Source organism: Pseudoalteromonas sp. J2K-J979 (assembly GCF_058169715.2).
In genome coordinates, this window is the sequence record NZ_CM200281.1 from 1023827 (window position 1) to 1046301 (window position 22475).

The 22475-nt window shown below is 42.5% G+C and carries 21 protein-coding genes; all 21 read left to right on the forward strand.

The features are described from left to right. Window positions 1–75: 75 nt before the first annotated feature. Complete coding sequence (locus tag AC3KVK_RS04845; protein WP_490312650.1) at window positions 76–1893, forward strand: flagellinolysin; 1818 nt, start codon at window positions 76–78, stop codon at window positions 1891–1893. Window positions 1894–1957: 64 nt separating this feature from the next. Next, window positions 1958–2716, forward strand: coding sequence for a flagellin (locus AC3KVK_RS04850; protein ID WP_490312649.1), 759 nt, complete (start codon window positions 1958–1960; stop codon window positions 2714–2716). Between the two features lie 121 nt (window positions 2717–2837). Next, the gene (locus tag AC3KVK_RS04855) at window positions 2838–4301 is read left to right on the forward strand and encodes a sigma-54 dependent transcriptional regulator (RefSeq protein ID WP_490312648.1); all 1464 of its coding nucleotides are present in this window, start codon (window positions 2838–2840) and stop codon (window positions 4299–4301) included. Window positions 4302–4483: 182 nt separating this feature from the next. Next, window positions 4484–5593, forward strand: a complete 1110-nt coding sequence (locus tag AC3KVK_RS04860) for a sensor histidine kinase (protein WP_490312647.1) — start codon at window positions 4484–4486, stop codon at window positions 5591–5593. Continuing rightward, entirely contained in the window at window positions 5590–6939 is a 1350-nt protein-coding gene (locus AC3KVK_RS04865; protein WP_490312646.1) for a sigma-54-dependent transcriptional regulator, read from the forward strand. The genes AC3KVK_RS04860 and AC3KVK_RS04865 overlap by 4 nt, the downstream gene beginning before the upstream one ends. 181 nt (window positions 6940–7120) lie before the next feature. After that, the gene (gene fliE / locus AC3KVK_RS04870) at window positions 7121–7444 is read left to right on the forward strand and encodes a flagellar hook-basal body complex protein FliE (protein WP_490312645.1); all 324 of its coding nucleotides are present in this window, start codon (window positions 7121–7123) and stop codon (window positions 7442–7444) included. Window positions 7445–7462: 18 nt separating this feature from the next. Then, a complete protein-coding gene (fliF, locus tag AC3KVK_RS04875; RefSeq protein ID WP_490312644.1) occupies window positions 7463–9190 on the forward strand; it encodes a flagellar basal-body MS-ring/collar protein FliF in 1728 nt (575 codons plus the stop codon). After that, the gene (fliG, locus tag AC3KVK_RS04880) at window positions 9183–10214 is read left to right on the forward strand and encodes a flagellar motor switch protein FliG (protein WP_490312643.1); all 1032 of its coding nucleotides are present in this window, start codon (window positions 9183–9185) and stop codon (window positions 10212–10214) included. The genes fliF and fliG overlap by 8 nt, the downstream gene beginning before the upstream one ends. Before the next feature lie 30 nt (window positions 10215–10244). Beyond that, on the forward strand, window positions 10245–11078 hold the full coding sequence (fliH, locus tag AC3KVK_RS04885) for a flagellar assembly protein FliH (RefSeq protein WP_490312642.1): 834 nt from the start codon (window positions 10245–10247) through the stop codon (window positions 11076–11078). A gap of 2 nt (window positions 11079–11080) precedes the next feature. Further along, complete coding sequence (fliI, locus tag AC3KVK_RS04890; RefSeq protein ID WP_490312641.1) at window positions 11081–12409, forward strand: flagellar protein export ATPase FliI; 1329 nt, start codon at window positions 11081–11083, stop codon at window positions 12407–12409. A gap of 19 nt (window positions 12410–12428) precedes the next feature. After that, window positions 12429–12881, forward strand: a complete 453-nt coding sequence (fliJ, locus tag AC3KVK_RS04895; RefSeq protein ID WP_490312640.1) for a flagellar export protein FliJ — start codon at window positions 12429–12431, stop codon at window positions 12879–12881. Window positions 12882–12964: 83 nt separating this feature from the next. Continuing rightward, window positions 12965–14779 carry a flagellar hook-length control protein FliK gene (locus AC3KVK_RS04900; protein WP_490312639.1) on the forward strand — a complete coding sequence of 605 codons (1815 nt, stop codon included), beginning with the start codon at window positions 12965–12967 and terminating at the stop codon, window positions 14777–14779. Between the two features lie 65 nt (window positions 14780–14844). Next, the gene (fliL, locus tag AC3KVK_RS04905) at window positions 14845–15387 is read left to right on the forward strand and encodes a flagellar basal body-associated protein FliL (protein WP_490312638.1); all 543 of its coding nucleotides are present in this window, start codon (window positions 14845–14847) and stop codon (window positions 15385–15387) included. 12 nt (window positions 15388–15399) lie between these two features. After that, the gene (gene fliM, locus AC3KVK_RS04910) at window positions 15400–16494 is read left to right on the forward strand and encodes a flagellar motor switch protein FliM (RefSeq protein WP_490312637.1); all 1095 of its coding nucleotides are present in this window, start codon (window positions 15400–15402) and stop codon (window positions 16492–16494) included. 34 nt (window positions 16495–16528) lie between these two features. Beyond that, window positions 16529–16933 carry a flagellar motor switch protein FliN gene (fliN, locus tag AC3KVK_RS04915; RefSeq protein ID WP_490312636.1) on the forward strand — a complete coding sequence of 135 codons (405 nt, stop codon included), beginning with the start codon at window positions 16529–16531 and terminating at the stop codon, window positions 16931–16933. Beyond that, window positions 16930–17307, forward strand: coding sequence for a flagellar biosynthetic protein FliO (gene fliO / locus AC3KVK_RS04920; RefSeq protein WP_490312635.1), 378 nt, complete (start codon window positions 16930–16932; stop codon window positions 17305–17307). Before fliN ends, fliO begins: the two co-directional genes overlap by 4 nt. A 1-nt stretch (window position 17308) precedes the next feature. Further along, entirely contained in the window at window positions 17309–18052 is a 744-nt protein-coding gene (gene fliP, locus AC3KVK_RS04925; RefSeq protein ID WP_490312634.1) for a flagellar type III secretion system pore protein FliP, read from the forward strand. Between the two features lie 2 nt (window positions 18053–18054). Beyond that, a complete protein-coding gene (gene fliQ, locus AC3KVK_RS04930; protein WP_490312633.1) occupies window positions 18055–18324 on the forward strand; it encodes a flagellar biosynthesis protein FliQ in 270 nt (89 codons plus the stop codon). Beyond that, a complete protein-coding gene (fliR, locus tag AC3KVK_RS04935) occupies window positions 18324–19103 on the forward strand; it encodes a flagellar biosynthetic protein FliR (RefSeq protein WP_490312632.1) in 780 nt (259 codons plus the stop codon). Before fliQ ends, fliR begins: the two co-directional genes overlap by 1 nt. 16 nt (window positions 19104–19119) lie before the next feature. Then, the gene (flhB, locus tag AC3KVK_RS04940) at window positions 19120–20250 is read left to right on the forward strand and encodes a flagellar biosynthesis protein FlhB (protein ID WP_490312631.1); all 1131 of its coding nucleotides are present in this window, start codon (window positions 19120–19122) and stop codon (window positions 20248–20250) included. Between the two features lie 104 nt (window positions 20251–20354). Then, window positions 20355–22463, forward strand: a complete 2109-nt coding sequence (gene flhA, locus AC3KVK_RS04945) for a flagellar biosynthesis protein FlhA (RefSeq protein WP_490312630.1) — start codon at window positions 20355–20357, stop codon at window positions 22461–22463. The last annotated feature ends 12 nt before the right edge of the window (window positions 22464–22475 follow it).

Here is a 22475-nt window from a genome sequence, read left to right on the forward strand (position 1 = left end):
TTACTTAAGCGCTCAAGTTTTATTCAATTGAACCGATATAGGACTGTATTAACATCAGAATAAAGGCTGATCGTCTTGAGGATAGTAACCAATATTGCATCAATAAATAGCCAAAGAGTGCTTAGCAATGCAAGCTCTGCGGTGAATAATGCAATGGAAAAACTATCATCAGGGTTAAGAATCAACTCAGCGAAAGACGATGCGGCAGGGCTTCAAATATCCACGAAACTTTCAACTCAAATTAATGGGTTAACCGTTGCTAAACGAAATGCGAATGATGGTATTTCTATGTTGCAAGTTGCAGAAGGTGCACAACAAGAAATTACCAACGCATTGCAACGTATGCGCGAGCTTGCTATTCAAGCCTCAAATGCGACCTACAGCAAATCTGATCGCAAGGCTTTAAACCAAGAGTTTATTCAATTAAAAGATGAAATCGATCATATTAATGAAGACACGCGTTTTGGCGATAAAAATCTGTTCCAAACTTCAAGTGGCAGTTTGATTGATACTGTCGAAAGGGATATGGCCAAAGCACTGCAAAAAACATGGTTATCAGAATCTGAAGACATCATAAAAAAACAATTTGGAATAATTGGAAGTGGGTCACTAAAAATTGATCTCGAGCATTTAGATGGTGATGGCGGCACTGCAGCGTATGTCAAACCCGGTTACCTTGGTGGCAAGGCAGTGCAAATGGTTATGGTGATTGATAAAGATGACTTCCCTGATTCGGCGTCAATTCATGATGATTCGAGCTTAGCACTGAACGAAACAATTCTGCATGAAATGGTGCATGCCACTATGGCTGCAAACTTCGATTTAACAAATTTGCCCACGTGGTTTATAGAAGGGACGGCAGAATCAATTCGAGGTGCTGATGGCCGCTTAAAGACAGACAGTGCTAGCTTGGGTTTAGCAAATGTGATTAATGATGGCGCTGCAGGTGGCAACAACAGTTTGAATGACTTACAAGGTGTAACAGGTTTCTCGCCCTCTACAGGGGCTGAAATTGCGGCTGTTTACTCTGGTGGTTATATGGCTCTGCGTTACATGCATAGCAAGTTGGGTGACGATGGCTTGCAAACCATTATGTCAGAGCTTACAAAAGGACAATCGTTTGATGCTTCGCTTAATACCGCAGCCAGCGGGCAATGGGCAAATGAAGCTGCTTTTTTCACAGATATGATGACAACAGGAGATGATGCTGCTAACCCAGCAAAAACAAGATTGCAATTATATGTCGAAGCCGAAATGGATCTCACTAATTTAGACAATGGTGCGCTAGGAGGGCGAGATGCATCTCGGGGCGAAATTAGAGAAAATACGATGCAAGGGACAGGCAGTGGTCGCTTAGATGGGACAAAGGGATTTCGAGAATATTTAATTCTAAACGATAGTGACAGTACGATTGCTGATTTTGATGTCGGTGCGACTTACAACACCCCTTCAGGAGGCGAAATTTTACTCGAAGATTATGATGTTGGAGTAAAAGGAGCTGGAGGAGAATTTGTTACGTTACAAATTGGAGCAAATTCTCAGCAATTTATTGGGTTTACATTGGGATCATTTAATTCCAAGAATTTGGGGCTTGAACAAGCAGAGCTCATTGAGCAGCCGCAATTCGCGATTTTTGCAGTTGATGATGCCTTAGTGATTGTCGACAAACAGCGAGCTGTTTTGGGGGCGAGTATGAATAGGCTCGATAAAACGATTAATATTTTGGAAAATATTGTTGAAAACTCGTCCGCGAGTCGTGCTCGGATTAGAGATACCGATTTTGCCGCTCAGACAGCAGAATTAACTAAAATGCAGATAACTCAACAAGCTGCAACATCACTTCTTGCTCAAGCGAATCAGGTACCTCAATTGGCTTTGTCATTGCTTCAATAAACTGCTTATTTATCGTTTTTCTTTTCAGTATTTGGGCTATGCTTAGATAAATGGAGGGAACATCATGAAACCTATCTCTGCTAATATTTTTATCAACCCAACGGTTAATAAAATAGCTGCTAGCCAAGAAAAAATCTCATCAGGTGAGAAAATCAACAGCGCGAAAGATGATGCTGCAGGATTACAAATATCGAATAAGTTACTGACTCAATTAAACTCTCTGGAAAACCAAACCCGTAATGCTAACGATGCCGTGTCTTATTATCAAGTTGCAGACGCTGGTCTTTCAGGTGTGCAAGATGCGGCGCAGCGTATTAATGAATTAAGTATCCAAGCAGCAAATGGCACATTGGGTTCGAGCGAACGTCAAGCGATTCAACAAGAAATTCAAGGTTTACAAGATCAAGTAGGTACGATTGCGACTGACACCCAATTTGCAGGTCAGGCAGTGTTTGGCAATTCAAGTAGCACACTTGCTAATTCAATTGCATTGGATAGCGAAACATTAGTGAAAGCGGTGTCTGAAATTGATGTCACTTCATCAGCTGGCGCACAACAAGCAATAGCGCAAAGTGAAGCCGTGCTTGAACAAGTTGGGGCGGGGCGCACAAGTATCGGCGCATTACAAAACCAGCTTTTGTCTGATATTGAAGTACAACAAAGTAGTCGCCAAGCGAATACGCAATCTTATTCAAGAATTAAAGATACTGATATAGCTGCAGAAGTCAGTGAACAAGTTAAAAATAAAATGCAACTAGAAACAATGCTTGCTCTTAAAGCGCAAGGTAATTTAGAGGCCGGATTGTTGCAAAAGCTGCTTTAACGGCCCAGTCAGTAAAACGTCAAAAAAATGATGTGGACGTCAAAAATTTGCCACTTTGACTTGCATCTAGCCTTTAACACCTTACAATCTATATAATAATTATAAATGCAGTGCTGTAAGCATGAATCTTGACAACAAAATATTAATTCTTGATGAAAATCAGCAACGAGCTTATGGGCTTTCTGCTTCGTTAACGTTTATAAATGAGCCCAATTTGTTGGTAACGAGTGAAGATTATGCTCAATTTGTCCAGCCTTCTGATTGTGTGACTGCATTTATTTTGGGTGCATCGATGTCTATCGATCACGAAAATTTTATAAAAGAAAACCCAGCCATTCCTTTTCTGTTAATAGGTGAAACACTCAAGCCATTGCTTTCGATTGCCAATGTAGTGGGTTTGATATGTGAGCCATTTAATTATGCTGTAACCACACAACTTATCCACGATTGCCAAGAATATCAGCGGCTTATTCCGGGTAAAGCTCGACAAGATGAAGATAATCGTCGTTTTGATGGCTTTGTCGGTGAGACGCAAGTTGTCCAACAAATTCGCTTTTTAATTAGTCAGGTCGCGAAAACAGATGCCAATGTATTGATTTTAGGAGAATCAGGTACCGGTAAAGAAGTGGTTGCACGAAATGTGCATTTACTCTCAAATCGAAGTGATGGTCCCTTTGTGCCTGTTAATTGTGGTGCAATTCCAGGTGAGCTACTTGAAAGTGAGTTGTTTGGGCATGAAAAAGGCGCTTTTACCGGTGCAATTTCTGCTCGAAAAGGGCGGTTTGAATTAGCGCAAGGTGGCACGCTCTTTTTAGATGAAATCGGGGATATGCCTTTGCAGATGCAAGTAAAATTATTGCGCGTCCTACAAGAGCGAACCTATGAGCGGGTCGGTGGAACGAAACCCATCAATGCAGACGTCCGTATTATTGCTGCGACTCATCGTAATCTCGAAGAAATGATTGATGCTGGGCGTTTTCGAGAAGATTTATATTATCGACTCAATGTATTCCCAATCGAGAATCCTTCGCTACGCGATCGTAAAGACGATATTCCGCTTCTGTTAAAAGAAATGATGAAACGCAACATAGCGCAAGGTGGGGCGAGTGCAAAATTTACCGAACGTGCAATGCTATCTTTACAAGAGCATGATTGGCCCGGTAATGTTCGCGAGCTGGCAAACTTGGTTGAGCGAATGGTCATTATGTTTCCTGAAAAAGTGGTTGATGCGGCTGATTTACCTAAAAAGTATCAGCATGTCGATCTAGATGCATATATACCAGAATACCCAGAAGAAATTCTCGAACGCCAAGCACTTAATGATATCTTCAGTGCTGGATTTGGAGACTTTTCATCGGATGACGACGATCTAGAAAGTGGCTTTTCATCTACCGATAACACATTTGGCTTGCTGCCTGATGAGGGGATTGATTTAAAAGACTACCTAGCAGATCTTGAAATCAACCTCATTAGCCAAGCACTGGAGCGTTATGATTATGTTGTCGCGCGCGCTGCCGAAGTGCTCGGTGTGAGACGAACCACGCTTGTAGAAAAGATGAAAAAATATAACCTGAATAAAGAGTAATAAATCGATTTACTTTAAAAGAGCCGCTGCTAATTTTGTTGTGGCTCTTTTGTTTAAATGTCCACAGTCAGTAAATTGACACTCCAAATTTACACCGTAATATACTGAAAAGTAAGTGTTTATTTTTGGCACGATCTCTGCTTCCTCTAGTTAATCTAGAAAAGAGTTGAGCGACAAAAATTATGGCATTAGCACACGTTTACCGAAGTGATTTCAATCAAAGCCAATATAACCCTTGCCTACAACAAGAGTCCTATATTGGTGAGTTAAGCGAATTACGTCAGCAAGCAAGTTGGTTAGGTCATTTAGTTGATACATTGCCCGCTGGGGTGATTGTTCTTGATGGTCGCGGAATGATTGCCAAAGCTAATCAAATAGCAATTAGCATGTTAGGTGAGCCATTAGAAGGAGAAAAATGGCTGACTGTGATTCAGCGCTCCTTTTCGCCACGTCAAGATGACGGACATGAAGTCTCATTAAGAGATGGACGCCGTGTTAAGCTTGAAATTTCAGCTCTTTCGCCAGAACCTGGCCAGCTTATCTTAATGACTGATCTCACTGAAACCCGTCGTTTACAAGAGCGCCTTGCGCATATGCAGCGTTTGGGTGCATTAGGAAAAATGGTTGCCTCCCTTGCACACCAAGTGCGCACTCCTTTATCTGCTGCGATGTTGTACGCTGCTAATTTAGGAAATAAAGCGCTCACCGGTGATGCGAAAAGTAGTTTTCATACTAAGTTGATGTCGCGCTTAAAAGACCTCGAAACTCAAGTGAATGATATGTTGTTATTTGCTAAAAGTGGCGAACAACAGGTGGTCGAAAAAGTATCGCTACAGCAATTATTGAGTGAAGTTAAAGCGGGTTCAGAGGCAATGATGAATTTAAATCATGCCCAATTAACGATTGAATTACCTGAGCCTGATATTGAAATTACGGGCAATAAAACAGCGCTTGCAGGGGCCATTGGTAATCTCATCCATAACAGTGTCCAAGTGATCGGAAAAGAAGCAAAAGTAGTCTTAAGCGCTAAACGTGATGAGCATCTGGTTAATAGTGTCACAATTTCAGTATCTGATAATGGCCCGGGAGTTCCTGATGAGCTGAAAAGCAAAATATTTGAGCCATTTTTTACCACCCGTAGTCAAGGGACAGGGTTAGGGCTTGCGGTCGTCAGCTCAATTGCAGCTAGTCACCAAGGCCGAGTGAGCCTGAAAGATAACGCTGCAGGTGGGAGCACTTTTAATATTCATTTACCTGTATTTCCAACTGCTGATACTTCGGAGGAAGCATGAACGAGAATACCATTTTAGTTGTTGAAGATGATGCTGGCTTAAGAGAAGCATTGATCGACACTCTTGAACTTGCTGGCATTGCTTGTATTGAAGCTGATTGTGCTGAAACGGCATTGATGGAGCTGAAAAAAAGCAAAGTGTCGTTAGTTGTGAGCGACGTGCAAATGGGCGCGATGTCCGGTATTGATCTCTTAAAAAGCATTAAGCTGAATTACCCAGAAATGCCCGTTTTGATGATGACTGCATACGCAACGATTGATGATGCAGTTGAAGCAATGCGTTTAGGCGCAATTGACTACATGGCGAAACCGTTTGCCCCGCAAGTGTTATTAAATATGGTAAGCCGATACTTACCAGAAAAAGAAAAGGAAACCGATGGCCCTGTGGTCGAAGATCCCAGCAGCCTAGCACTACTTGAACTTGCTCAAAAAGTAGCCCGCTCTGAAGCGTCGGTGATGGTGATGGGGCCAAGTGGTTCCGGGAAAGAAGTGTTGGCGAGGTACATTCACGACCACTCCGATCGGGCTGATGAGGCTTTTATCGCTATTAACTGTGCAGCCATTCCTGAAAATATGCTCGAATCAACTTTGTTTGGTTATGAAAAAGGCGCATTTACGGGAGCGATCCAAGCTTGTCCAGGTAAGTTTGAACAAGCACAAAAAGGCACCATCTTACTTGATGAAATCACCGAAATGGATTTGAGTTTACAAGCCAAATTACTTCGAGTATTGCAAGAACGAGAGGTCGAACGCTTAGGCAGCCGAAAAACTATTTCTCTTGATGTTAGGGTGCTGGCAACCAGTAACCGAGATTTAAAACAAGCGGTGGCTGATGGCGTTTTTCGTGAAGATTTGTATTATCGACTGAATGTATTTCCATTGGAGTGGTTGCCACTTAAAGATCGCCCAGAGGACATCATTCCTTTAGCGAAACACCTGATTGCTCGTCATTGCCTTAAAGCGAAGCAACCTCTGGCAGAATTGACCGAAGCGGCGCAAGATAAGCTTTATATGCATCTGTGGCCAGGTAATGTGCGTGAACTTGATAATGTCATTCAGCGAGCGTTGATTTTACAGCATGATCATATTATTGATGAAGACGCTGTTTATTTAGAAACGTTAAAGCCTAAATTGGTAAGCGCCACAGCTGAACATCCACTAGAGATTAATTCATCATCAAGCTTTAAAGATGAGTTAAAAGATCAAGAAAATAAAATTATTCTGGATGCGCTTGAAGCGTGCCAAGGTAGTCGTAAAGAAGTGGCGGATAAACTCGGTATTAGCCCACGGACTTTACGTTATAAACTAGCCAAAATGCGAGATGCTGGGATCAGTGTTCCAGCTTAATAGAGACTCAGTTTCTAGTATTATTTGAAGCCAGCAATGCTGGCTTCTTTATTGTCAAAACTTTGGCGAGCAACTAAATATACCGTTTTATTTTTTTTAACTTTATGTAATTTAAGGTTTTTTAAACTTGGTACGATGATTGCTTTTTCGAGTGATAGTTAAGTTTATTTTCGAGAATAGTATGAACGTATCAGGTAATACACTTTTACAAGAAATGCAGTCGATTGCATTTGAAGCGGGCAATAATGTCAGCAATCAACTTCCTATCAAAGAATCTTCAAGCGCAGAATTTAGTAGTTTGCTGAAAAATGCATTAGATACAGTCAACGAATTACAACAAGACTCTAAGCAAAAAGTGACTGCCGTAGAAATGGGCGACCGACGCGTTTCGTTAGCTGAAGCGATGATTGCTTCACAAAAATCGTCAGTAGCATTTGAAGCGACCGTTCAGGTTCGTAATAAATTAGTCGAAGCTTATAAAGATATTATGAACATGCCTGTGTAGGCATGATGGAGTAAGATTGTGGCGCAAGATAATCAAACAACAGACCTCGCATTAGCCAACTCTGGTGGTGGCATGATGAGTAGTGAGGATTCGAATGACAATGAGCAAGAGCAAAAATCTGGCTTTTTGGGCGCGTTAAGCGGCGTTGATGTCTTACGTCAAGTGACGTTGGTTATTGCGTTAACAATCTGCTTAGCGATCGCTGTTTTTATCATCATTTGGGCACGCCAACCCGATATGCGCCCGTTGGGCAAGATGCCCACTGAAGAGTTAATCCAAACACTGGATTTTCTTGATGCACAAAAAATTGAATATACCTTAGATGGCAACACGGTATATGTACCTGAGAGCAATTATCAAGACATCAAGTTGAAGATGACGCGTGAAGGATTAGATCATTCACCTAATTCAGGCACAGATATCTTAATGCAAGATATGGGGTTTGGAGTCAGCCAACGATTAGAGCGTGAACGCCTCAAACACAGCCGTGAGCAGCAGCTTGCCCGAACCATTGAAGAATTACAAAATGTGGTACGTGCCAAAGTATTATTGGCTATTCCAAAAGAAAATGTGTTTGCCCGCAGAGAAAAATCCCCTTCAGCCACAGTGGTACTGACATTAAAGCGTGGTCGTATTTTAAATGGTGAAGAAGTCGATTCTATAGTAGATATTATCGCCTCAGCTGTGCAAGGGCTTGAACCGTCACGGGTGACAGTGACGGATCAAAATGGGCGTTTATTAAACTCTGGATCGCAAAACTCATTAGCAGCACGCTCAAGAAAAGAATATGAAGTGGAGCGTAAGCGCGAGCAAGAATACTTAGAAAAAATCGACTCAATCATGATCCCTATAGTGGGCTTAGGAAATTATACCGCCCAAGTTGATTTGATTATGGATTTTAGTTCAGTCGAAGAAACTCAAAAACGCTACAACCCAGACTTACCTGCGGTGCGAAGCGAGATGACCCGTGAAGAAAATAACATTGGCGGCTTAGCTGTTGGTATTCCTGGAGCTTTAAGCAATCAACCGCCAGTGAATTCGGCTATTCCAGAGCAAGCTACGGGCGGCAGTGCCAGTGCGAGTGCACCCAGTCGTAATCATAAAGAAGCCACGCGAAATTATGAGCTTGACACCACCATTTCACATAAACGTCAGCAAACTGGTGTAATAAGAAGAATTAGTGTCTCTGTTGCGCTTAACTATAACACTATTGCAGGGGCTGAAGGTGCAGATGCGACTCGCGAACCAAGAACTCAGCAAGAGCTTGCAAATATTCGTCGCTTACTGCAAGGAGGCATTGGCTTTGATATGCAACGGGGTGACGCTTTGGAAGTCGTTACAGTACCATTTGTTCAAGAATATATAGAAGCCGCCGAAGAATTACCACTTTGGGAGCAGCCTTGGTTCTTCAAGATTGCCCGTTTAGTGATGGGTGCGTTAGTGATTATCGTCTTGATTGTGGCTGTCGTTCGTCCAATGCTTAAGAAACTGATCTACCCTGATGATACATTAGAGAGTTATGATGATGATGCAATGAGCTCAGGTGTAGATATTGGTGATAGCACCTTAGATATGCTTAATCAAACATTTGATGAGTCAGCGGTTGGTTTTGCACCTGATGGCACTTTGCAATTGCCAGACTTACATGGTGATGATGATTTATTGAAAGCGGTTCGTGCTTTAGTGGCGAATGAACCTGAACTCTCCTCTCAAGTAGTGAAAGCGTGGTTAACAGAAGATGACTGATCAAGAAGCAAGTAAAGGGTTTGACGTTGATAAGCTCGATGGGGTAGAAAAAGCCTCTATCCTTTTATTGAGCTTATCAGAAGAAGATGCAGCGCAAATTCTCAAGCATTTAGAGCCTAAGCAAGTGCAAAAAGTCGGTATGGCGATGGCGAGCCTTGCTGATTTGAGCCAAGATAAAATTAGCGCTGTTCATCGTTTATTTATCGACCAAATACAAAGCTTTAGTACGATTGGCTTCCAATCAGAAGATTTCATTCGTAAAGCATTAACGGCAGCGTTAGGTGAAGAAAAAGCAGCTAACTTGATTGACCAAATAATCATGGGGTCGGGGGCAAAAGGCCTCGATTCGCTGAAGTGGATGGACTCAAAGCAAGTGGCAAATATCATTCGTAACGAGCATCCCCAAATTCAAACCATTGTGTTGGCCTATCTGGATCCTGAGCAATCTGCAGAGATTATTTCTCAGTTCCCAGAAAAAGTTCGGCTAGATTTAACGATGCGAATAGCCAATCTTGAAGAAGTACAACCAGCAGCCTTGCAAGAATTGAATGAGATCATGGAGAAACAGTTCGCAGGCCAAGCGGGTGCGCAAGCAGCGAAGATGGGTGGCTTAAAAGCGGCTGCCGATATTATGAACTACCTTGAAACCAATGTTGAAGGTCAGTTGATGGATTCAATCCGTGAACATGATGAAGAAATGTCACAACAAATCCAAGACTTAATGTTTGTATTTGAAAACTTAATGGATGTTGATGATCGGGGCATACAAGCGATTTTACGAGATGTCCAACAAGATGTCTTAATGAAAGCCATTAAAGGTGCTGATGAAGGCTTGAAAGACAAAATACTTAAAAATATGTCTAAACGTGCGGCCGAAATGTTGGCTGATGATCTCGAAGCGATGGGCCCTGTTCGGATCAGTGAAGTTGAAGCAGCCCAAAAAGAGATTCTATCGGTGGCACGACGTTTGGCTGATTCGGGCGAAATTATGCTGGGTGGCGGTGGCGGTGAGGAATTCCTATAATGACATCACCAGCGTCGTTTGGAGTCATGCATGGCTAATACATTTTTAAAAGGGCATCAGATCCAATCTGAAGAAGCTGTGCGAGAACTGCTAAAAAATTGGCCCGTTCCGGAAGTGACTGACGAGCGCAAAAAACGCGATGGCCGCTCGACAGCTTTTGGTACACCCATGGAGCAACAATTTAGATCTAAGCCAAAACAGGTTGAGCCACAAGCGGAAGAAGAACAAGAACCTGCTCCACTCACACTGCAAGAAATCGAACAAATTCGTCAAGATGCGTTTGATGAAGGAATGACTCAAGGGCATGCCGAAGGTTATGCCATAGGGCTTGAAGAAGGGAAATCTGATGGTTTAAAACAAGGCTTTGAAGAAGGGGCTGAGCAAGGAAAAGAACAAGGTCTAGAAGAAGCAAAACCCTTAATTGAAGAAAAGCTTTTACAACTTCAAACCTTGATTCACGGCTTACAAAAGCCACTTCGCGACTATGATGAACACGCTGAAAAGCTGCTCGTTCAATTAGCGGTTTCTCTTGCTGAAGCGGTGGTGTTCACTGAAGTAAAAACCAACCCTCAAGCCATTTTATCAACCCTTAAACAATGCATTGAAGCCTTACCGCATAATGCTCAAGGGATAGAGCTTGAACTTCACCCTGATGATCTTCAACTCATAAAGCAAAGTTACGGTGAAGACGAAATAGAAAAGCGCGGCTGGTTTTTAAAAGCCGAGCCGAGCATTGAAGTTGGGGGTTGCATTGTTAAAACACCAACATCTTCAATCGATTACACAGTTAAATACCGTATATCAGAAACCTTGGATAGCTTTTTGCATAACTCAGGAATCGACCGTCAAAATCACGACGAGTAATCATGTCTGAGACCGCTTTACCTGAAAAGTTAGCCAAATACAGTCAATATGTCCGAAAAGTGCCGCCCGCTGTTGCGGGAAGTTTGACTCGAGTGGTGGGGTTGACTCTCGAAGCGCGGGGTGTGAAAGCCCCTGTGGGGAGTCAATGTCAAATAGAGACACTAAACGGTTTTATAGATGCTGAAGTCGTTGGCTTCAATGGTGATATTTTATATCTCATGCCCAATGATGCCATTTCTGGTGTCTTGCCCGGTGCACGTGTCATTCCTCAAGTAAAAGAAGCTGGCTTACCTGTCGGTATGGCTTTGCTGGGTCGTGTAGTCGATGGACTCGGTCGTCCAATTGATGGCTTAGGCGCGATTAAATCTGAAAAAAAACTCAAATTTGCACAACATGCCATTAACCCATTAGCTCGACGAGCAATCAGTGAGCCCATGGATGTCGGGGTACGTGCGATTAACTCGGTTGTGACGGTTGGTCAAGGGCAACGAATGGGGCTCTTTGCTGGCAGTGGTGTGGGTAAATCTGTCTTACTCGGGATGATGACTCGAGGATCTGCTGCGGATGTGATTGTAGTCGGATTAGTTGGTGAGCGTGGCCGCGAGGTTAAAGAGTTTATTGAAGAGATTTTAGGTGACGAAGGTCGCAGGCGTTCTGTGGTGGTCGCTGCTCCTGCGGATGCATCGCCCTTAATGCGTCTAAAAGGATGTGAAACCGCCGTGACAATTGCCGAGTACTTTAGAGATCAAGGTTTGAATGTTCTATTGTTACTTGACTCAGTAACGCGTTACGCAATGGCACAGCGTGAAATAGCATTGGCGGTTGGTGAGCCGCCGGCAACAAAAGGATATCCACCTTCAGTGTTTGCAAAACTTCCTGCGTTAGTTGAACGAGCGGGTAATGGTGGCGAAGGGCAAGGTTCTATCACTGCGTTTTTCACCGTGCTTTCTGAAGGGGATGATATGCAAGATCCCATTGCCGATGCCGCTCGGGCTATTCTCGATGGGCATATTGTATTATCGCGAGAACTCGCCGACAGTGGTCATTACCCTGCGATAGATATCGAAAAGTCAATTTCACGTGTTATGCCGCAAGTGGTGTCTGAGGCGCATATGCAACAGGCTCGAGTGCTCAAGCAAGTCTATTCTTTATATCAGCAAAATAAAGATCTGATAACCTTAGGTGCATACCAAAAGGGAGCTGACCCTATTTTAGATAAATCAATCTCGATGATGCCGAGTGTGAATGGTTTCTTACAACAAACAATGAAAGAAGTGATCCCGTACGATGAGGCGCTGCAAGGCTTAGCGCGATTATTAGGTCAGGCTTAACACGATTGAGAGGCAGGCAATGGCAACAAAACAATTCACCTTATTATTAAAGCTGAACCAAGAGCAAGAAGAAGCGCGCCGTTCTGAGTACCTACGAGCTGAACAATACCTAAGAGATAACCAAGCAAAGCTAACAGGACTATCAGAGTTTAGACTCGACTATATGAAGCAATTAAATACCCGTGGACAACAAGGGTTAAGCAGCAGTAATTTTAATCAATTTCATGCATTTATTAATAAAATTGAATCGGCGATGACGCAGCAAATTGAGGTAATTAATACTGCTAAGCAAGTTGTCGAACAACGTAAGGGAATTTGGTTAACTCAACAACAAAAAACAAAAGCAATTGCTAAGTTGATAGAAAAACAAGTGCAGGCACAGCAAGCTAAATTACAAAAAGAAGAACAAAAAATGCTCGATGAATTCAGTACTAATATGTTTATGAGGGTTAAAAATTCACAGTTGGTCTAGTTTTTGCTTTTAATTTTATCTTAGTCTGGAATTAAGCGTCACTAGTTGGTTTTGGCACTTAAGTTAGCACCCTGGGGGGATTTATGGCAAGCATTGGCAATAATGTAAGTTTAGCTTTAAATGTTGAAAAAAAACAAAGTGCTGAGGCAAGTTCAGAGTTAATAAGCGAAGGTAAGGGTGAGTTTTCTACGCTGTATTCTCAAAGTATGTCGTCTGATAAAGTGGATAAGCAAACACCCAAACAATGGTCACAGACTGAAGGCGACAAAAGTGGCAATAAGTCACCGCTTACCGCTGACTCTGCAATAGAGGAGGAGTTAGTATCCTCTAAATCGGAGAGTGAACCACAGTTTGAATCGGTTTCTGAGCTTAATAACGAATCGGCAAGCCCCGAAACTGCCAGTGATATCCTAGATCTTACGCCTAATAACTTGACTGACTCTATTGGTCAGTTGCTCAACCAATTACATGACTCAGCAAATGCGACTGTTTCTGTTAACCATTTTTTCAAAGCAGCGCAGCTTGGTGATTTATTGATTGAAAACAGTGACAATCAGTTTAATGATGAGTCTGGACTCATGGCTGCACCGCTTTCTTTTTCGACGATTTCAGTTGATAAACAAGCGACTCATGATATTGGAGATGGTTCATCGGAAGTAAAGCTTGGCGAGGATCAGCTTCAAGATCAAGTCATTGATTTACTCTCTGGTTTAAAAGAAAGAATATCCGATCTTTCATCTAGTCAACGTCAAGAGTTGAGCCAGCAAATAGACTTGGCGATGGATAATCTCGTTGGACTTTCAGAAGCGTTGAGTGTTGATAAACAGCTTTTAAGTGATGTGCTAAAGCAATTACAAACATTGTTATCAGGTGAATTTATAAATGCTCAGTTTGTTGATGAAGGTTTATCTGTTGACGGGGTTAAATCGAATTCGGCTGATTTAGGAGCAGGCCATAAGGCAAGTGAAAAAAAAGTACAAGTCAATGAACAATTAATGTCGGCAGAGAAGTTCACACAGGCTACAAACGGTGCTAAAAATGAAATGATGCTCAGTGCAGCCCAAGATGCGAGTAAATCACCAGTTGTAAATGTATTTAACAGCCAGAGCAATTCTGCCAATATTGGACAAACATCAAGCCCTGTAGTTCATGCTCAAACCGTGGACATGTCTGATATTGAATCTCAAGCGACTCCTAAATTTCAAACGGATGCTTTATTGGCAGGCTTTGCCACGCAATCACACAAAGACCCGAAACAACTCGAGCAAGCGCTGAATAGTCTGATAGATAAAATGCTTGCAGAACAGCCTAATCAAGATCAAAGTCATGCATTGAGTCAATTTACGTCTTCATCAACGGCAGATACACAGGGTGATGCCTTGAGCAACCTGTATAGTACTGCCAGTTTAAATCAGCTCACGCAACAGCGAACTCAGCAAATACAGACAGGACCAATCGAAGCGCAATTGCAGCAGCCGTTGAACATTCTTCGTTCTGAAGCTGCAAAAGAGTTGCATGATCGGGTGACGTTTATGTTAGGACTCAACAAAAAAGAAGCGGAAATTCGTTTAGACCCACCAGAGCTTGGAAGTATGCAAATTAGAGTTCGCAGTGATGCCGAGCAAGCTCAAATCAATTTTGTCGTTCAAAGCCAACAAGCAAAAGAAGCGCTCGAGCAATCTTTGCCTCGGTTACGTGAAATGTTGGCAGAACAAGGGATTCAATTAGGCGAAAGCAGTATTGAACAACACAGTGAATCTAAAGATGACAATAATGATGGCTCAGATGCCCAACAAGGTAAGCAAGGCGCTGATTCAGATGAAGAAATTGAACAAACTTCGCACATTAGTGCTCGAATTGCAGGCAGTCGACTCGGTGGCGTTGATTTTTACGCATAACAATAATTGCTATTATCCTGAATTCAAAGCAATAATATAAAGAGTTTAATTACAGAGATATCATTATGGCTGACGAAAAAGATCTACAAATAGAAGAAGGTGGTGGTAAAAGTAAGAAAATGCTGTTTATCATCATTGCTGTGGTTGTATTAGCGGCAGCTGGTGGCGGCGCATTTTTTATGATGTCTGGTGATGAGCCAGTGGCCGCAGAAGAGACATTGGCCGAACCCGGTGGCGCGCCTGCCGAAGGTACTGCGGCTTCTGCGAATACGGCCTCGGCTGAAATGGGCACAGCTTTATATGTTGGTATGCCAAGGCCATTTGTATTTAATGTACCTGGGGCAAGTCGTGACCGTTTAGTGCAAATAAAAGTGCAATTGTTAGTGCGCGGCGATGCCAATGAAGAAACAGCCAAAAAACATATCCCACTGATCGAAGGTGCGCTTTTAGGGGTGTTTGCGACTTCAAATGCTGATGAGTTGAGTACCAGTGCAGGTAAAGAGTCACTCAGAACAAAAGCGCTTAAAGAAGTGCAAGATAAATTAATTGAGATTGAAGGCAACAAAGTCGTTGAACGAGTTTTGTTCACCGGTTTTGTCATGCAGTAGTAAGGAGAGAGGGTGAGCGATTTATTATCCCAAGACGAAATAGATGCCTTACTCCATGGTGTCGATGACGTTGAAGAAGATGAGATAGACGACGGCGAAGATGGCAGTGGCTCCTCCGCCTCGCAATATGATTTTTCGTCTCAGGATCGTATTGTTCGTGGTCGGATGCCCACCCTTGAAATTGTTAATGAGCGCTTTGCTCGGCATATGCGGATCAGTTTATTTAATATGATGCGTCGCACAGCTGAAGTGTCAATTAACGGCGTTCAAATGATAAAGTTTGGCGAGTATATCCATACTTTATTTGTACCGACTAGTTTAAATATGGTGCGGTTCAGACCACTAAAAGGGACGGGGTTGATCACCATGGAAGCCCGGCTGGTCTTTATTCTCGTGGATAACTTTTTTGGTGGCGATGGGCGCTATCATGCCAAAATTGAGGGTCGTGAATTCACCCCTACAGAGCGTCGTATCGTACAAATGCTGCTTAAAATTATCTTTGAAGATTATAAAGAAGCATGGGCTCCAGTGATGGATGTGTCGTTTGAATACTTGGATTCTGAAGTGAATCCGGCTATGGCTAATATTGTGAGTCCAACCGAAGTGGTCGTCATTAGCTCTTTCCACATCGAACTCGATGGCGGAGGAGGTGATTTCCATATCGCATTACCTTACTCTATGCTCGAGCCGATCCGTGAGTTACTCGACGCAGGTGTGCAATCAGACACTGAAGACACTGATTTACGCTGGAGTAAAGCGCTTCGTGACGAAATTATGGATGTCGAGGTTGACTTATCGACACGCATGCTTGAAGTCGATTTATCATTAGAACAAATCATGAATCTCAAAGAGGGGGATATTATTCCTGTCGAAATGCCGGAACATATCACTGTATTTATCGAAGATTTACCCACATATCGCGCAAAAATGGGGCGGTCTCGTGATAATGTTGCGCTGCAAATTAGTGAAAAAATTAAACGTCCAGATTCAGTTAAATCTGAGATGCATGTCTTCACCAAAGGTGGTAAAAAACTGGACTCGGATGCTGAACTTGAACAGCTTGAAGAAGATTTGCATCTGTCCACTGGGGTTGATTTAGATTGGTAAGAGTGATTATCAGAATGTTTATAGGTGAAAAATTATGAGTGATGACCAAGATACAATGGACGAATGGGCAGCAGCGCTAGCTGAAGCTGAAGATGGTGACGCAGGAGAAGGCGGTGATGTCGAAGTGGCCGAGTTAGACGAACTATCTAATCAGCCTGCAGAAATTACTCAAGAAGAGAAAAGAAAACTCGATACAATTTTGGATATTCCGGTCACTATCTCGATGGAAGTCGGCCGTTCAAAAATTAGTATCCGTAACTTATTACAATTGAATCAAGGTTCTGTTGTTGAACTTGACCGTGTTGCCGGTGAACCGCTTGATGTGTTAGTCAATGGCACTTTGATCGCACATGGTGAAGTGGTTGTAGTTAACGATAAATTTGGTATTCGGTTAACCGATGTAATTAGCCAAATCGAACGGATTAAAAAATTACGATGAGACTGTTTGTCGCATTATTAGGCGTGCTATGTTGGCCGGTGTGGGCGCAAAGTGCACCGGCGCAAAATTTGATGTCAGTAGCAATGTCTCTTATGTTGGTGATTGTAATTATTATTTGTTTAGCTGTCTTAGTTAAACGTTTTTCACCCAATATGCCGACGATGGATGAGTTTAAAGTAATTCGTTCAATTCCGCTTGGCTCAAAAGAAAGGTTGCTGGTTGTAGAAATAGATCAAAAGCAGCATTTGTTAGGGGTCACGCCTCACTCAATCAACTATCTTTATGAATTAGAGAGGCCGCTTAGCGCAAAAGAAATGCCCGCGTTAGCGAAGTCTTTTAGCCAAATCTTAAATCCAAATAATAAGAAAATTTAATATGCTAAAATGGATCATATTGAGCGCTTTAATTTTAGTTTCGCCATCACTTAGCGCAGAGCAGGGGTTGCAAGCTTTAACTGTCACGAGCAATGCCGATGGCACGCAAGAGTACTCTGTCACCTTGCAAGTATTAGCCATTATGACGGCGCTCAGTTTTATTCCTGCAGCTGTGATTATGATGACGTCATTTACGCGCATTATTGTGGTTTTAGCTATCTTGCGCCAAGCCATTGGATTGCAGCAAACACCTTCTAATCAAGTGCTGGTGGGGATGTCGGTATTTATGAGTATTTTTATAATGACACCGATTTATACCCAAGTGCATGAGCGAGCAATCCAGCCATATTTAAATGAAGAAATGACCTCATTAGTTGCTCTAGAACAAGCAAAAGAGCCGATTAAGGCATTTATGCTTTCACAAACCCGAATTAAAGATTTAGAAACATTCGCACAAATTGCAGGAATTGATCAGCTTAATAAACCTGAGGATGCGCCTTTTACTGTGATTATTCCAGCCTTTATTACCAGCGAATTGCAAACGGCATTTATAATTGGTTTTATGTTTTTTATTCCTTTTCTCATCGTCGACTTAGTGGTTGCTTCTGTTCTGATGGCGATGGGTATGATGATGCTTTCTCCAATGATAGTGTCGTTGCCATTTAAAATAATGCTGTTTGTGCTGGTAGATGGCTGGAGTTTAGTCATGGGCACTTTGGCTAAGAGTTTTGGTTTAGGGAGTTAACAGTGGAACCTGAAGTCTTTGTAGGAGTATTGAGCAATGCACTTTTTTTAGTGATTAAAATAGTGGCAGCGATCATCGTACCTAGCTTGATTGTGGGTTTGATTGTGTCAATATTTCAAGCTGCGACTTCAATTAATGAGCAGACCCTCAGCTTTTTACCCCGTCTGATCGTTACGCTTCTGGCGTTGATTATTGGAGGTCATTGGCTGACACAAGAGCTGATGGATTTCTTCACTGGTTTAGTGCTGCAAATACCTGAAGTGGTTGGTTAATGGAGTTTCCGCTATCAATCATAATGCAGTGGTTAGCGGATTTTTTATTACCACTCGCCCGGATATCGTCAATGCTGATGGTTATGGCGGGTATCGGTGTGAGAACCGTTCCTACACGTATCAAAACCGGCTTAGCCGTGGCAATAACCTTTATTGCTGTGCCAATGTTGCCACCTGTTCCATTTACTAATTTATTTTCGTTTGAAATGGTCTTAGTGGTTTTACAGCAGATTTTGATTGGTGTTGCTATGGGCTTTGCATCGGTATTAATGCTTAACACTTTTGTGTTAGCAGGACAAATACTGGCCATGCAAACGGGCCTTGGTTTTGCATCAATAATCGACCCAACCAATGGGCAAAATGTGCCTGCTGTAGGACAATTTTATTTGATTTTAGCTTCGCTGTTATTTTGGGTGTACGACGGCCATTTGATTATGATGCAAATGTTGATTCATAGTTTTACTGCGCTGCCCATTGATGGAACATGGTGGGATCCAGAAAACTTTCGTGAGGTGGCCCTTTGGGGGGGGTGGTTATTTGCGACAGCGTTAGTGCTGTCTTTAGCGCCGTTGACTGCAATGTTGATTACTAGTATTTCATTTGGTGTGATGACACGGGCAGCACCTCAGTTAAATATTTTCTCTATTGGTTTTCCATTTACGTTAATGATGGGGTTAGTCATAATTTGGGCTACGATGGGTAACTTTGTTGTTCAATTCGAGTTTCAATGGCAACGTATGCTTGAATTAATGTGTAAAGTGTCGGGCTGTGGCCCTTAAAAGCTAAGGTTAAAGAATGGCTGAAGGCTCAGATCAAGAAAAAACCGAAGAACCCACGGAAAAAAAGCTCAGTGATGCCCGTAAGAAAGGTCAGATAGCGCGTTCGAAAGAAACAGGCACTGCTGTGGTTTTAATCATGTCGGCGGTGTCGCTGTTGATTTATGGGCCAACCATAGGAGCAGGCTTACACCGAGTGATGGCGAGGATGCTTAACTTAAATCGCAATGAAGCTTTTGATACCACGAAGATGTTCGCTGTTTGGGGAGATATTGGCAAAGAACTTTGGTTTGGTATGACGATGTTTGTGTTAGTTATTTTAGTTGCAGCCTTCATTGGGAATACGTTTTTAGGTGGCTTTAATTTTAGTTGGTCAGCCGCTGCACCCAAAGCAAATAAACTCTCACCTTATCAAGGTTTCAAGCGGATGTTTGGTCCGCAGGCCGTTATTGAACTAGTGAAAGGATTACTCAAGTTTTTACTGGTCGCTTTTACGGCTGTCTTGCTTATAAAAATGTATTTTTATGAGATTTTGCACCTTAGTTTAGAAACCATGCCCGGTAATATCGAGCATGCATTGAAAATTCTCGGTTGGATGTTTTTAGCACTCTCTTGTACTTTGGTTATTGTTGCTTTAGTCGATGCGCCATTTCAAAAGTGGAATCACAATAAACAACTGAAAATGACGCTGCAAGAAGTGAAAGATGAATATAAAAATTCAGAAGGTGATCCTCAAATCAAGGCGCGGATCAGGCGTACGCAGAGAGAAATGTCGCAGCGGCGCATGATGCAAGACGTACCAGACGCCGATGTCATTGTTACAAACCCGACTCATTATTCTGTAGCGCTTAAATATGACACAGAAAAAGCAGGGGCTCCGATAGTGTTGGCAAAAGGTATTGATGAAATTGCGCTGCAGATTAGAAAAATCGGTCAAGCGCATGATGTACCAGTACTTGAATCTCCGATGTTAGCGCGCTCTTTATTTCACACAACAGAGGTTGGACAACAAATTCCTGATCAGTTGTTTATTGCTGTAGCGCAAATTTTAGCGTACGTGTATCAACTTAAGCAATTTAATAAAGGACGTGGAAAACGACCGAATAAACCGTCTTCAAAGCTACCAATCCCAGATGAGTTAAAGTACTAACAAGCTGATTTTTAAAAACTATTTTTATTGTTTTCTCAAAGTTAATAACTGGAATGTATTTTGCTTTTACTCACTCAGTGTCAATTTTTTGAAATTAGTTGTGTATGAACCTTCAGGCTGTATTAACACAAATCAATAAAGATAAAATGGAGTACTTAAAAGGGGTTGGGACGCCTATTTTAGTACTTGCGGCGTTGGCGATGGTCGTATTGCCTATGCCTCCAATGCTGCTTGATGCGTTGTTTTCATTTAATATTGCTTTGGCACTGGTTGTATTGCTCGTTACTGTGTACACCATGAAACCTCTCGATTTTGGTGCTTTTCCTGCTATTTTGTTAATCGCAACGATCCTTCGTTTAGCTCTAAATGTTGCCAGTACTCGTGTCGTTTTACTCGAAGGCCATAATGGAGGAGATGCCGCAGGTCAAGTAATTGAGGCATTTGGTTCGGTAGTCATGGGTGGTAATTATGTTGTCGGTTTTGTGGTATTTCTTATATTGATCATCATTAATTTTGTGGTTATCACAAAAGGTGCGGGCCGGATTTCAGAAGTGACCGCTCGATTTACCCTTGATGCAATGCCGGGTAAACAGATGGCGATTGATGCTGACTTAAATGCGGGTTTTATTACAGCAGAGCAAGCACGAGAGCGCCGAAATGAGGTAACTCGAGAGGCTGACTTTTACGGCTCAATGGATGGTGCTAGTAAATTTGTTAAAGGTGATGCCATCGCCGGGATAGTCATCCTGGTAATCAATATTACCGGTGGCTTATTTATTGGTATGATTCAACATGACTTACCATTTAGTGTAGCGATGGAAGTGTACACTTTATTGACCATCGGTGATGGCTTGGTCGCACAAATCCCCTCTTTATTACTTTCAATAGGTACTGCGATTATTGTGACTCGTCAAAATGAATCACAAAATATGGGCGACCAAGTAAAGAAACAATTAGGGAATGAAAAGCCATTATTTATTACCTCAGGTATTTTAATTGTGATGGGCTTAGTACCTGGCATGCCGCACTTCGCATTTTTATCATTAGGTGCACTTATGGGGTATGGTGCATTTTATGCTCAGCAACAGGCCATTAAAGAAAAAGAAGCTATAGAAAAAGGCGAATTGCAACCCAGTACTGGTGTCACTGCGGCTCCAGCACAAGAACAAAAAGAGCTGAGTTGGGATGATGTTTCACAGGTTGATGTGATTGGCTTAGAAGTAGGTTACCGTTTGATCCCACTAGTTGATCAGGCTCAAGGTGGTGAGCTCCTAAGTAGAATCAAGGGAGTACGTAAAAAGCTCTCTCAAGAACTCGGGTTTTTAGTCCCGCCAGTGCATATCCGTGATAATTTAGAGTTAGACCCCAATGCTTATCGGATTACGCTCATGGGAGTTGCTGTTGGCGAAGGGGAACTCAAACATGGTAATGAACTGGCCATTAACCCAGGTCAGGTTTTTGGACCAATTGATGGCACACCAACAAAAGATCCCGCTTTTGGCCTTGAAGCTGTTTGGATAGGCCCTAGCCAAAAAGATGAGGCGCAATCACTAGGATACACTGTGGTTGATGCGGCCACAGTGGTTGCCACTCACATCAGTCAACTACTGCATAATAATGCTTCGTTGCTGCTAGGTCATGAAGAAGTACAAAATCTCCTTGATATGTTAACTAAGAGTCACCCTCGTTTAGTGGAAGGACTTGTTCCAGATGTACTTCATTTAACGACGATTGTAAAAGTTCTGCAAAACCTCTTGAATGAAGGTGTGCCTATTCGAGATATGCGTTCGATTGTGCAAACTTTAGTTGAGTATGGGCCCCGTAGCCAAGATGCAGATGTTTTAACCGCAGCAGTGCGTATTTCACTGCGTAGGTTGATTGTTCAAGATATAGTTGGCGCCACCCCTGAAATCCCTGTCATAACATTGGCGCCTGAGTTGGAACAGATGTTGCATCAGTCACTTCAAAATGCAGGTGACGAGGGTGCTGGCATTGAACCTGGGCTTGCTGAGCGGCTACAAAATTCGCTAAGTGAAGCACATCAAACTCAGGAGATGTCAGGTGAACCTTCAATATTGTTGACATCAGGAATGCTGAGAACCGTTTTATCGCGATTTGTTAAGCATACATTACCCGGTTTAAGGGTGATGTCTTATCAAGAAGTACCGGATGAAAAGCAAATTAAGATTGTCAGCTCTGTAGGTCAGCAATAGTCAGGACAAGGG

Coding starts and splice junctions, on each gene's coding strand:
- AC3KVK_RS04850 (WP_490312649.1), top strand. CDS start 1,958: ATGAAACCTATCTCTGCTAATATTTTTATCAACCCAACGGTTAATAAA.
- AC3KVK_RS04855 (WP_490312648.1), top strand. CDS start 2,838: ATGAATCTTGACAACAAAATATTAATTCTTGATGAAAATCAGCAACGA.
- AC3KVK_RS04860 (WP_490312647.1), top strand. CDS start 4,484: ATGGCATTAGCACACGTTTACCGAAGTGATTTCAATCAAAGCCAATAT.
- AC3KVK_RS04865 (WP_490312646.1), top strand. CDS start 5,590: ATGAACGAGAATACCATTTTAGTTGTTGAAGATGATGCTGGCTTAAGA.
- fliE (WP_490312645.1), top strand. CDS start 7,121: ATGAACGTATCAGGTAATACACTTTTACAAGAAATGCAGTCGATTGCA.
- fliG (WP_490312643.1), top strand. CDS start 9,183: ATGACTGATCAAGAAGCAAGTAAAGGGTTTGACGTTGATAAGCTCGAT.
- fliH (WP_490312642.1), top strand. CDS start 10,245: ATGGCTAATACATTTTTAAAAGGGCATCAGATCCAATCTGAAGAAGCT.
- fliI (WP_490312641.1), top strand. CDS start 11,081: ATGTCTGAGACCGCTTTACCTGAAAAGTTAGCCAAATACAGTCAATAT.
- fliJ (WP_490312640.1), top strand. CDS start 12,429: ATGGCAACAAAACAATTCACCTTATTATTAAAGCTGAACCAAGAGCAA.
- AC3KVK_RS04900 (WP_490312639.1), top strand. CDS start 12,965: ATGGCAAGCATTGGCAATAATGTAAGTTTAGCTTTAAATGTTGAAAAA.
- fliL (WP_490312638.1), top strand. CDS start 14,845: ATGGCTGACGAAAAAGATCTACAAATAGAAGAAGGTGGTGGTAAAAGT.
- fliN (WP_490312636.1), top strand. CDS start 16,529: ATGAGTGATGACCAAGATACAATGGACGAATGGGCAGCAGCGCTAGCT.
- fliO (WP_490312635.1), top strand. CDS start 16,930: ATGAGACTGTTTGTCGCATTATTAGGCGTGCTATGTTGGCCGGTGTGG.
- fliP (WP_490312634.1), top strand. CDS start 17,309: ATGCTAAAATGGATCATATTGAGCGCTTTAATTTTAGTTTCGCCATCA.
- fliR (WP_490312632.1), top strand. CDS start 18,324: ATGGAGTTTCCGCTATCAATCATAATGCAGTGGTTAGCGGATTTTTTA.
- flhB (WP_490312631.1), top strand. CDS start 19,120: ATGGCTGAAGGCTCAGATCAAGAAAAAACCGAAGAACCCACGGAAAAA.
- flhA (WP_490312630.1), top strand. CDS start 20,355: ATGAACCTTCAGGCTGTATTAACACAAATCAATAAAGATAAAATGGAG.